Annotated in this window: 11 protein-coding genes and 1 pseudogene; 6 read left to right on the forward strand and 6 right to left on the reverse strand. The window is 67.1% G+C overall.

Annotated features, from left to right (window positions below; all coding sequences use genetic code 11):
- Positions 1-32: 32 nt before the first annotated feature.
- Complete coding sequence (locus ACFPK0_RS11430) at positions 33-686, reverse strand: arylesterase (protein WP_377340901.1); 654 nt, start codon at positions 684-686, stop codon at positions 33-35.
- On the opposite strand from ACFPK0_RS11430, the gene ACFPK0_RS11435 reads away from it, so the two are divergent.
- The 4 genes from ACFPK0_RS11435 (at position 685) to ACFPK0_RS11450 (ending at position 5,654) form a co-directional block, all read left to right on the forward strand.
- Positions 685-1,380 carry an ABC transporter ATP-binding protein gene (locus ACFPK0_RS11435; protein WP_377340903.1) on the forward strand — a complete coding sequence of 232 codons (696 nt, stop codon included), beginning with the start codon at positions 685-687 and terminating at the stop codon, positions 1,378-1,380. The two genes, ACFPK0_RS11430 and ACFPK0_RS11435, sit on opposite strands and share 2 nt — an antisense overlap.
- The gene (locus ACFPK0_RS11440) at positions 1,377-3,860 is read left to right on the forward strand and encodes an ABC transporter permease (protein ID WP_377340905.1); all 2,484 of its coding nucleotides are present in this window, start codon (positions 1,377-1,379) and stop codon (positions 3,858-3,860) included. The genes ACFPK0_RS11435 and ACFPK0_RS11440 overlap by 4 nt, the downstream gene beginning before the upstream one ends.
- 46 nt (positions 3,861-3,906) lie before the next feature.
- Positions 3,907-5,040 (forward strand): SLC13 family permease, encoded by a 1,134-nt coding sequence (locus ACFPK0_RS11445; protein ID WP_377340907.1) that lies wholly within the window; start codon positions 3,907-3,909, stop codon positions 5,038-5,040.
- 92 nt (positions 5,041-5,132) lie between these two features.
- On the forward strand, positions 5,133-5,654 hold the full coding sequence (locus ACFPK0_RS11450; protein ID WP_056077421.1) for a hypothetical protein: 522 nt from the start codon (positions 5,133-5,135) through the stop codon (positions 5,652-5,654).
- Between the two features lie 76 nt (positions 5,655-5,730).
- Here ACFPK0_RS11450 and ACFPK0_RS11455 read toward each other — a convergent pair.
- The 5 genes and pseudogenes from ACFPK0_RS11455 to ACFPK0_RS11475 all read right to left on the reverse strand — a co-directional run.
- Positions 5,731-6,120: pseudogene (locus tag ACFPK0_RS11455) on the reverse strand (MazG nucleotide pyrophosphohydrolase domain-containing protein); the annotation flags it as partial.
- Positions 6,121-6,142: 22 nt separating this feature from the next.
- Positions 6,143-6,955: a 3'(2'),5'-bisphosphate nucleotidase CysQ gene (gene cysQ / locus ACFPK0_RS11460; RefSeq protein WP_056602429.1), complete on the reverse strand. Its 813-nt coding sequence runs from the start codon at positions 6,953-6,955 to the stop codon at positions 6,143-6,145.
- Positions 6,952-7,506, reverse strand: a complete 555-nt coding sequence (gene nudE, locus ACFPK0_RS11465) for an ADP compounds hydrolase NudE (RefSeq protein WP_056077415.1) — start codon at positions 7,504-7,506, stop codon at positions 6,952-6,954. The genes cysQ and nudE overlap by 4 nt, the downstream gene beginning before the upstream one ends.
- A gap of 62 nt (positions 7,507-7,568) precedes the next feature.
- Entirely contained in the window at positions 7,569-8,345 is a 777-nt protein-coding gene (locus ACFPK0_RS11470; protein WP_377340911.1) for an inositol monophosphatase family protein, read from the reverse strand.
- A gap of 27 nt (positions 8,346-8,372) precedes the next feature.
- Positions 8,373-9,134, reverse strand: a complete 762-nt coding sequence (locus ACFPK0_RS11475; protein WP_377340913.1) for a type II secretion system protein N — start codon at positions 9,132-9,134, stop codon at positions 8,373-8,375.
- Positions 9,135-9,197: 63 nt separating this feature from the next.
- On the opposite strand from ACFPK0_RS11475, the gene ACFPK0_RS11480 reads away from it, so the two are divergent.
- Positions 9,198-10,562, forward strand: a complete 1,365-nt coding sequence (locus ACFPK0_RS11480) for an adenosylmethionine--8-amino-7-oxononanoate transaminase (RefSeq protein ID WP_056077406.1) — start codon at positions 9,198-9,200, stop codon at positions 10,560-10,562.
- Between the two features lie 24 nt (positions 10,563-10,586).
- The gene (locus tag ACFPK0_RS11485) at positions 10,587-11,321 is read left to right on the forward strand and encodes a 16S rRNA (uracil(1498)-N(3))-methyltransferase (protein WP_056077404.1); all 735 of its coding nucleotides are present in this window, start codon (positions 10,587-10,589) and stop codon (positions 11,319-11,321) included.
- Positions 11,322-11,324: the final 3 nt, after the last annotated feature.

An 11,324-nucleotide genomic window follows, 5' to 3' on the forward strand; every position in this document is an offset into this window, starting at 1 on the left:
GTGAAATGGCGGTGGACGGCTCGGGGGGCCGTTCAGGAACGAGGGGGACGCGACAGCTTCAGTAGGGGGTACAGCCCCTCCCACACGGTCTCCAGCACGGTCGGTTCCGCTGCCGCCACGGGGTGCAGGCCGTCGTTTTGCATCAATGCCGGGTCCATCGCGACACCTTTCAGCAGGAACGGCACCAACGCCAGATTCCGCGTGGCGGCCAGATCGGCGTAAACCGCGCGCAGGCCGTCACGGTAGCGGGCCCCGTAATTCACCGGCAATTCGATGCCCACCAGCAACACCCGCGCGCGACTCTTCTGCGCCATGACGATCATCGCGTCGAGGTTGTCGCGCAGCGCAGTCAACGGCAAACCGCGCAGCCCGTCGTTGGCGCCCAGCTCGATCACCAGCACGTCCGGATGGTATTTCTGCAGCAGCGCCGGCAGGCGGTTGCGGCCGCTGAGCGAGGTCTCGCCGCTGATGCTGGCATTGACCGCGCGCCATTCCGGCACCATCTTGCCCAGACGCGTGTCCAGCAAGTGCACCCAACCGGCTTCGACCGGAATGTTGTGCGCGGCGGACAGCGAGTCACCCAGCACCAATACCGTTTTCGGCGTGGCCGCCTGCGCGCTGCCGACACCGATGCAACAAAGCAACACCCATACGCTCCATATCCTCCAACCAGGGCTTCGATGCATGAGTGATTCTTCCCATCCGCTTGTCGTGGCCTGCGATGTTAGCAAGTCGGTCGTCGGCCCCGAGGGCGCCCTGGACATCCTGCGCGGGGTGAACCTGCAGATCCTTCCCGGTGAAAGCTTCGCCATCGTGGGCGCGTCGGGCTCTGGCAAAACCACCCTGCTCGGCCTGCTGGCCGGGCTGGATACGTCCAGCAGCGGTGGCATCCATCTGGACGGCCACGCGCTGGAATCGCTGGATGAGGAAGCACGCGCCGACCTGCGCCGGCGCCTGGTGGGTTTCGTGTTCCAGTCGTTCCACCTGCTGCCGGCGCTCACCGCCGAGGAAAACGTGATGCTGCCACTGGAACTGGAAGGTGCTGGCGATGCGCGGTCGCGTGCGCGCCAGGCACTGGACGCGGTGGGGCTGACGTCGCGGCGGCGGCACTATCCGGCACAGCTTTCCGGGGGCGAACAACAGCGCGTGGCGATCGCCCGCGCCTTCGTGCACGGGCCGCGCGTACTGTTTGCCGACGAACCCACCGGCAACCTGGACCAGCGCACCGGCCACCACATCTGCGACCTGCTGTTTGCGTTGAACCGCGATCACCACACCACGCTGGTGCTGGTGACCCACGACGCCGAACTGGCAGCGCGCTGTGACCGGCGGATCGAGCTTGAAGAAGGCCGCGTCGTGGCCACGGGCACCCACTCATGAGGATGCTGTGGCTGGCCTTGCGCAGCTTGCGGCGGGAATGGCATTTGCCGGAACTGCGCACGCTGGCCGCGTCGCTGGTGCTGGCGGTGGTGGCGCTGGGCGTGGTGGCCACGCTGGCCGCACGGATCGAGCGCGGCATGGTGGCGGGCGCGGCCGAGCTGATCGGTGGCGACATCGGCCTGTCCTCGCCGCAGGCGTTGCCCCACAGCTACGCCGATGCGGCGCGCCAGCGCGGCTTGCAGATTGCACACAGCGCCAGTTTCCCCAGCGTGGCTTTTGCCGGTGAGCAGACCCAGTTGCTCGACGTGCTGGCAGCCGGGCCGAGCTACCCGTTGCGCGGCACGCTGCAACTCGGCGACGCGACGGGCCGCAGCCACGTGGGCCACGCGCCCGCCCCGGGTCAGGTCTATCTCGATCACCGCGCGCTGGTCGCGCTCAACCTGAAAGTGGGGCAGCCGCTGCAACTGGGCGGACGCGAGTTGACCATTGCCGCGGAACTCCAGCGCCAACCCGATGGCGGCCAGCTGCTGGCGCTGGCGCCACGGGCGCTGATGAATCTGACCGACGCGCGGCAGGCCGGCCTGCTCGCTCCCGGCAGCCGCGCCCGCCATCAATTGCTGTTGGCGGGTGAACCAGGCGCGGTGGACGCGTGGCGCCAGCAGGTGCAGGCCTCCGCGCTGCCGCAAGGCGCCCAGCTGATCACGCCCGAGCAGACGCAGGAGCGCATGCGCACCTCGTTCGATCGCGCCGGCGCCTTCCTGCGCCTCACTGCCCTGCTGTCGGCACTGCTGGCCGGCATCGCCATCGCGTTGTCGGCGCAACGCTATGCGCGGCGCAAGACCGCCGAAGTCGCCCTGCTGCGCGCCCTGGGCACGCCGCGCCGGCAGGTGATGGGTTTGCTGCTGGGCACACTGGGTGCGCTGGCCATTCCGGCCACCGTGCTGGGGGCCGTGCTGGCTCTTGGTTTGTCGCAGCTGGCGTGGCTGTTCGCCAGCACGCTGTTCGGATCGGTGCCCACCTCATTGCCGCTGGCGCCGTCGTTCGCCGCGGCCGCCATGGGCCTCGCCGTGCTGGCGGGTTTCGCGTTGCCACCGCTGGCGCGCTTGGCCGAGGTGCCGCCGGTGGCGGTGTTTCGCCAGAGCGCCACGCGGAAAACGCGACGCTTCGATGCGCTGTACCTGATACCCGTGCTGGTGGCGCTGGGCCTGATCTGGGCGCAAAGCCAGTCGCTGACGCTGGCCGGCATCCTCGCCGCCAGCCTGTTCGGCGTGGCCGTGGTTGCTGCGCTGCTGGCAGCGTTGATGCTGTGGCTGGCGCGACGCGTGGCGCCGGGCGCGCATCCCGGCCTGCGGTTGGGGCTGGCGGCACTGGCGCGGCGACGCACGCTGAGCCTGATCCAGGCCACCGCGCTCAGCCTCGGCCTGTGCGCGCTGCTGTTGCTGGCGATCGTGGCGCCGTCTTTGTTGCAGGGTTGGCGCCAGGAGCTGCCGGCCGACACACCGAACTGGTTCGCCATGAACCTGCAGGACGATCAGCGCGAAGGTTTTGCCCGGGCGCTGGAGGCGATCGGCGGCGAGAAGCTCAACATGATGCCGCTGGCGGTGGGCAAGCTCACGTCGATCAATGGCCAGCCGATCGACCAGGTGCACTTCGAGGACGAACGCGCCGACGACCGCGCGGATCGCCAGCTGCGGCTGTCATGGGCCGATGCGCTGCCGCCCAGCAATCAGGTGATCGCCGGACAGTGGCCGGGGCCGCATCCGGTGCAGGCCGAGGTGTCGGTCGATACCACGTGGCGCGACATGTTTGCGCTGAAGCTGGGCGACACGCTGCGCTTCGACATCGGCGAGGGCAGCATCGACGCGACGATAACCAGCATCCGCAAGGTCGACTGGAGTTCGTTCCGGGTCAACTTTTTCCTGATGCTGGATCCGGCCCACGCCGGCGACCTGCCGCATACCTGGCTGGCCAGCTTCTACCTGCCGCCCGGCCACGCCGACGGACTGGCGCAACTGTCGCGCGACTACGGCAACCTCAGCCTGATCGACGTGGATTCGCTGCTCGACCGGGTGCGCGAAATCGTGGACCGGGTGGGCAATGCCGTGCGCTGGATTCTTGGTTTCAGCCTGCTCGCCGGCGCCCTGGTACTGGCCGCCGCACTCGCCGCCAGCGCGGCAGAACGCCAGCACGAAGCCGCGCTGTTGCGCACGCTGGGCGCCCGCCGCGCCCAATTGCGGGTGGCGGCGGCTTGCGAGTTTGCGTTGCTCGGATTGATCGCCGGCCTCACCGCCGCGCTGGGCGCCGCCGGTGCGGGCTGGTGGCTGGGCCGCGCCGTGTTTCATATCGAGCACTTCACGCCGCCACTGGCACCGCTGGCGCTGGCCGCCATCGCTGCGGCGCTGGTCGTAATGGCACTGGGATTGGTTGGCACGCGCAAGGTCAGTCGCACGCCACCGATGCGCCTGTTGCGGGAGGGGTGAGGTTTCCTCCAGCTGATGACACACCCATCCACAGTCGCCGTTGGCCATGACGCCTGACGCTCCGCCACGACAATCGTGGCGCACCTGCTTGCGCGACGAATGGCTATTGCTGCTGTTCGCCGTTTTCGCCGGCCTCCTGGCGCTGTTCGACCCCCGGCCCACTGCCGACTACCAGCGCTGGCTGCAGTGGCCCACGCTGACCGGGCTCGCAGGATTGCTGCTGGCGATCCAGGGCATTCGCGACAGCGGCCTGGTGCAGCATGCCGCGGCGGCGGTAATGGCGCATGCGCATTCGCTGCGCGGGCTCGGCCTGGGCCTGGTGGCCGCCACTGCCGTGTTGTCGATGGTGCTGACCAACGACGTGAGCCTGTTCCTGGTGGTGCCGCTGACACTGGCGATCGGCACGATGTCGAATCTGCCGGTGTCGCGCATGGTGGTGCTGGAAGCGCTGGCGGTGAACGCGGGCTCTGCCCTGAGCCCGATCGGCAACCCGCAAAACCTGCTGCTGTGGCAACACTCGGCGCTGAGCTTCGCGCAGTTCATCGCGGCGATGTTGCCGGCCGCCGCCGTGATGCTGGCGATGGTGGCATTGCTCACCGTGTTCTGGTTGCCACGCGGCCGGGTGGCGCTGACCACCGACCGACTCGACCGCACCCCGATTTCCGTCCGCCTCGGCGTGTGCTCCGCGCTGGCGCTGACCGGCATGGTGGTGCTGATGGAGCACGGCCACGCCCCGCTGGGCGCCGCCATTCTGCTGCTGTTGTTTGTGCTGGGCGCGCGCGCAAGCCTGCGGCGGATGGACTGGTTGCTGCTGCTGACGTTCGCGGCCATTTTCCTGGGACTGGGGCATTTCGCCGAATTGCCGTGGGTGCGCGGTGCCCTGCAAACCATGGATTTCAACCAGCCATTGACGGTTTACCTCGGCGCCATCGTGGCATCCCAGGCGATCAGCAACGTGCCGGCCACGGTCCTGTTGCTCGATCGCGCGCCGGATGCCATGGCCTTGGCGGTGGCGGTCAACGTGGGTGGCTTCGGCCTGGTGACCGGCTCGCTCGCCAACCTTATCGCGCTGCGCCTGGCGCGACAGCCGCACGGCCTGCGGCTGCTGCATGCGGTGTCGATTCCGTTTCTGCTGGTGGCAGCGCCGCTGGTGTATCTGACGTGGCACTGGTTGGGCTAGTCGGTGGCGAAACTGAGCGGCGCTTGAATGCACCTGTCAACGCGCATGGCGACCGCACGTTTTTTCTCCCCACCTACCGACGGAGATCCACCATGCATCGCAAGACACTGCTCGCTTCCGCGCTGACCCTGCTGATGGCCGGTTCCGCGTCGTTCGCCATCGCGCAAAACGCCCCAGCCACGACGCCTCCCGCTGCGACGACGCAGGGCACCACCGGTCACGGGCATGGCGTCCAGGCCATGCGCGACCATGGCAAGTATCGCCACGGCATGCAGCGCCATGGCTTCAACAAGGATCGCGGCGGCGTGATCGGCGACCTGCGCCAATTGGAGCGTTTGTACATGGAGTCCGGGCGCAGCAAGGAGCTGACCGCGGTGTACAACGACGTGCTGGCCAGGTCGCAGAACCCGCGCGTGCGCAATTACGTCTATCACCACCTGGCCCGCTTGCAGGCGCGTCCCGCCAACGTGGATCAGGCGATCACTACCTTGCGCAAGGGGCTGGACGAGAGCCTCGCCAACGAGGCGAAGATGCAGGCGACGAAGGAAAAAATGCGCGCCGAGTGGCAGTCGCGTCGCGCCCAGGGTGCCACGGCTCCGGCAACCGCCAAGTAACCCAAGACGACACCTGTCGTGAAACGCAACGCGCGAAGGGCAACCTTCGCGCGTTTTTTCATGATTGCCGTTCCGCCTATTTCGCGCGTTGCCACAGCTGCTCCTGCTCGGCCAGGCTGCACTTCGCAAACTCGACGCCATCGTCGGCCGCGAGTTGTTCCATCTGCCGGAAGCGTCGCTCGAACTTGGCATTGGCGTGGCGCAACGCGCGCGGAAAATCCACGCCGGCGTGGCGCGCCAGGTTCACCATCACGAACAGCACATCGCCAATCTCGTCTTCCAGCCGCGCCGGGTCGGCGCCAGCGATGAACTCGGCGCGCACTTCCTCGATCTCTTCGCGCAGCTTGTCCAGCACCGGTTGCGGATCGGTCCATTCGAAGCCGGTGGCGGCCGCACGCTGCTGTAACCGCTGCGAACGTTTCCACGCAGGCAGACCGTGCGGTACGCCAGCCAGCGCACTCGGATCGGAGGCGCGCCGGGTCACCCCATCAATCCCGTGTGGCGGCTTGCAGGCGCGCTGACCAGTCGACCGAACCATCGCCGACCGCCAGGAATTCCGGATTCAGCAGTGATTCGCCGCGGTTGTAGCGGAACGGCGCACCGGCCAAGTCGAGCACCGCACCACCCGCCTCCTCCAGTACGCATTGCGCGGCGGCGGTGTCCCACTCGCTGGTGAGTCCAAGCCGCAGATAGACGTCCGCAGCACCCCGCGCCATCAGGCAGAACTTCAGCGAAGAGCCCATCGGCAGGCGTTCGTAATCGTCGCCCACCAACTGGCTCAGCAAGGCGTGCTCGGGGCCACCGTGCGAACGGCTGCCGGCAGCCGTGGCCGGCTGTGCCAAGGAGCGGGCGTGGATCGGTTGCCACGGTCCGTCGGCCTTCTGCTGCAGCCAGGCACCGGCGCCCCGCGCGGCCACGTAGAGATCACCGGTGACCGGCGCCAGCACCGCGCCCAGCACGCTCTGGTGGTTGTCGATCAGGGCAATGTTGACGGTGAACTCGCCGTTGCGCTTGACGAACTCGCGCGTGCCATCGAGCGGATCGACCAGCCAGTAACGCGACCATTGCCGGCGCTGCGACCAATCCGCCGCACGGGCTTCTTCGGACACGATGGGAAGCGGCGGATCGAGCTCGGCCAGCGCCGTGGCAATCACCTGCTGCGCGGCCAGGTCTGCGGCGGTGAGCGGCGACGCATCGGCCTTGGTCTGCACCGCGAAATCGCCGCTGTAAATCGCCATGATGGCGTCGCCGGCAGCGCGCGTGATGGCACCGACTTTCTGCGCCAACGAAAGCGCGATCATGACCGCTTGAACCGGCCAGCCAGGTACTCGTGCGCCATGTAGAGCGCGGCGATCGAACGCCCCTCGGTGACGTCGTCGCGACCGAGCAGGGTGTGCAATTCGGACATTTTCCAGGGCACCACTTCAGGCGGCTCGGGCTCGTCGCCAGGCAGCCGCTCGGGGTAAAGATCCTGCGCCAGCACCACATGCGCCATGTGCGTCATGTACGAGGGGGACAACGACAGGTTGTGCAGTATTTTCAGCTTGCGCGCGCCGTAACCGACCTCTTCCTTCAGCTCGCGGTTGGCGCCCTGCTCGGCGGTCTCGTCCTGGTCGAGGCGGCCTTTCGGCAGACCCAGTTCGTAACGGCCCACGCCGCCGCCGTATTCGCGGATCAGCAGCACGGTGTCGTCGTCCAGCATCGGCACGATGATCACCGCGCCCAGGCCGCCCCCTTTCAGGCGCTCGTAGGTGCGCCGCACGCCGTTGGAAAATTCCAGATCGACTTGTTCGACCTGAAAACGGCCGTGGGTGACGTCGCGCGTGGCGTGGATGATCGGCAGTTTCGGCATCCGCCCATTCTAGAAGCCCGCACCGCAGAAATCGAACGCCGCGCGACGTCAGCCGACGCGATTCAGAGGCGCAGCCGCTGCAGCGCCTGTGCGTGGATGGCCGGCGTGCCCGCCAGCACGCTGCGCGTATCGAGCGTCAACGGGGCGCCGTCCAGTTCGGTGAACACACCGCCGGCCTCGCGCACGATCACCGCCAGCGCCGCGATATCCAGGATATTCACGTCCGACTCGATCACCAGATCCAGCCCGCCGCGCGCCAGCAGGTGGTAGTGGCAGAAATCGCCGTAGCCGCGAATGCGGTTGCTGTCGCGGATCAACGCGCCCAGCGCATCCCAGCGCGCATCGCTTGTCAGCGTCTTGACGTTGCCGGTGGAGACTGATGCCTGCGCCATCGCCGACGTGCCCGCCACCTGCACCCGCTCGCCATCCATCCACGCGCCGCCGCCGGCACTGGCCCACATCACCTCGCCGTAGATCGGCGCGCTGGACACGCCGAGGATCAGCTCATTGCCTTCCATCAACGCGATCTGGGTCGAGAAGAACGGCGTGCGCCGCACGAAGCTCTTGGTGCCGTCCAACGGATCGACCAGCCACATCAGGCCGCCGCGCTCGCCATCCAGGCCGTATTCCTCGCCGTAGATGGACGCCTGCGGCAACGCCGCCTGCAAGATCTTGCGGATCGCCTGCTCCGCCTCGCGGTCGGCGATGGTGACGGGGGTGGCGTCTTCTTTCAGTTCCACCGCCACGCCCTGTTGCCAGTAGTGGCGAATGACCTCACCGGCGGCGGCAGCAGCTTCCTTGGCGGCGGCAAGCGCCTGAGCGAGTGTTGCGGAATCCATGTTGTTTCCTGTTCGTGGAAAATCTATTCAGATGGCCAGGCCGCCACGGCGGTCGACATGTACGGCACCGTCGGCACCGACGGTGCCCCATCGATGCAGCAACTGGCGCAATGCGCGATCAGGACCATGCGGCTGCAATGTCGCCTGCAATCGCCAGCCGAGCAGATTGCCCTGCAGATGGCCGTGCCCGCGCAGCGGCCCGTCGCCGTAGCTGCGGAATTGTGCCTTGATCCACCCGTCGCGCGCCTGTGCCTGCAGCTGCCAGTCGCCCAACGCCACCTCGTCGTTAGCACCTTGGATCGTGGCATTGCGCCAATGTGCCGTGCCCTGCAAATCCATGGGCCAGCCGTTTTGCAGCAGCGCACGGTCGACTGACAATTGTACTTCGCCGCGCGGTGTGCCGATGCTGGTCAGCCAGCTTTGCCAAGGCGCGCCCAATGCCACACGTGCCCGTACGTTCCGCCAATCGTAGGTGTCCGATGAAATCCTGCGCACATTGCCACTGAAATCCAGCTGCGGCCCGGCGATGTCGATCTGCAGACGCACATCGCCCCACAGCGCGCGGCGCGACAGTTGCCATTGCACACGCCCCAGATCGTGGCCTTCGCGATCGCGCCACTGCCCTGCGTTGCCCTGCCACACCGAACCGGTAACCTGCTGCAATTGCATGCCATGCAGTTGCGGCGCGATCAGCGCCACCGCCCACCGCGCCGGGAAAAACCACAGCAAGACCGCCACGGCCAGCAGCACGACGCCGAAGCCAAGCAGGATTTTCCGCAGATACGTCAAGGCGCTTCCAGATGAAAAGCCGCAACACTTGAGTGATCACGGCGCAGGGCCGATGATAACCGGATGACTCACCCCGCAAGCGGCAACGTCGCACTGGCCACACGCGACCTGAAACATGTGTGGCACCCCTGCACCCAGATGCAAGACCACGAAAGCGTACCGCTGGTACCGATCGTGCGCGGCGAAGGTGCCTGGCTGATCGACGCCGAAGGCCGCCGATATCTCGATGGCATCAGCTCGTGGTGGACCAACATCTTTGGCCACGCCAATCCCCGCATCGCCGCCGCGCTGGCCGACCAGGCAAGCACGCTGGAGCACGTCATTTTCGCCGGCTTCACCCACGAACCGGCGATTGAGCTGGCCGAGAAGCTGGTCGCCATTACGCCGGCCGGGCTGGACAAGGTGTTCTTCGCGGACAACGGCTCCTCGGCGGTGGAAGTCGCGCTGAAGATGAGCTTCCATTATTGGCTCAACCAGGGCCACGGCGAGAAGACCCGCTTCATCGCGCTCAGCGGCAGCTACCACGGCGAAACGCTGGGCGCGTTGTCGGTGAGCGATGTGGCGCTGTACCGCAAAACCTATGCGCCGTTGCTGCTGACGCCATTCCTGACACCTTCGCCGGATGCCTACGAAGGCGAGCCAGGTGAAAGCCCGCAGCAGACGGCCGCCCGCCGCTTGCGCGAGTTGCGCACGCTGCTGGAAAGCCACGCGCACGAAACCTGCGCGGTGATCGTCGAGCCGCTGGTGCAGTGCGCCGGCGGCATGCGCATGTACCACCCCGATTATCTGGTCGGCCTGCGCGCGCTGTGCGATGAGTTCTCGGTGCACTTCATCGCCGACGAGATCGCCGTGGGCTTTGGCCGCACCGGCAGCCTGTTCGCCTGCGAGCAGGCGGGCGTGTCACCGGATTTCATGTGCCTGTCGAAAGGGCTCACCGCCGGCTTCCTGCCGCTCTCGGTGACACTCACCACCAACGACGTCTACGACGCGTTCTATGCCGAATACAGCGCCGGCAAGGCGTTTCTGCATTCGCACAGCTACACCGGCAACCCGCTGGCCTGTCGCGTGGCGCTGGAAACCCTGGCGATCTTCCGCGACGAGCCCGTACTTGATCGCAACCGGGTGCTGGCCGCCCATCTGGCACAACGACTGGCCCCGCTGCGCGACCATACGCATGTGGCTGATGTGCGCCAGACCGGCATGATCGCCGCGGTGGAGCTGGTGGCCGACAAAGCCACCCGCCGGCCGTTCGACAGCAAGGAGCGGCGCGGCATGCGCGTCTACCTGCATGGTTTGCAGCAGGGTGTGTTGCTGCGGCCGCTGGGCAACGTGGTGTATTTCATGCCCCCTTATGTCGTGACGGAACAGGAAATCGATTTGCTGGTCGATACCGCGATCGCCGGTATCGAACGTGCCGTGGCAGGCTGACTCACTCGTTCGCGGATCGCTCCCATGCGCACCATTCGTATCCACGTTGATGTACCGCTGATGGCCGGCGCCGAGCTGACCTTGCCGGCGCAAGCCGGTGAACACGTCGCGCGCGTACTGCGTCTGGTTGCCGGCGATCCGTTGACTTTGTTCAACGGTGACGGCAGCGACTACCCGTCCACCATCGAGCGCACCGGCAAGCGCGAGGTCGTGGTGCGCGTGGCCGCTGGCCAACCGGCGGGGACGGAATCACCGCTGCGGCTGACACTGGCGCAGGCGGTGGCGCGTGGCGAGAAGATGGACCTGATCATGCAGAAAGCCACGGAGCTGGGCGTGGCGCGGATCGTGCCGCTGCTGACGGAGCGTTCGGAGGTGAAACTCGATGCCGCCCGTGCGGAAAAGCGCCTGGCCCATTGGCGTTCGGTGGTCGCCAGCGCCTGTGAACAGAGCGGACGGGCGCGACTGCCGGAGGTCCTCGGCGCACAACCGCTGCAGGCCTGGCTGGATCAGCTGACCGACGACGGCGCGCTGCGCCTGGCGCTGTTACCCGAAGGCACGCAAAACGCGCGCGATCTCCGTTTCGGGCCGGCTGGTGGCTCGCTGGTGATCGGTCCCGAAGGCGGCCTTGGTGAGCGCGATATACAGGCCCTCACGGCGCACGGTTTTGCCGGCCTGCGCCTCGGCCCGCGCATCCTGCGCACAGAAACGGCGGGAATGGCGGCACTTGCGGCGTTGCAGGCACTGCACGGCGACGCCTGACGC

The organism is Rhodanobacter ginsenosidimutans, assembly GCF_042655685.1.
GTDB lineage: Bacteria > Pseudomonadota > Gammaproteobacteria > Xanthomonadales > Rhodanobacteraceae > Rhodanobacter > Rhodanobacter ginsenosidimutans.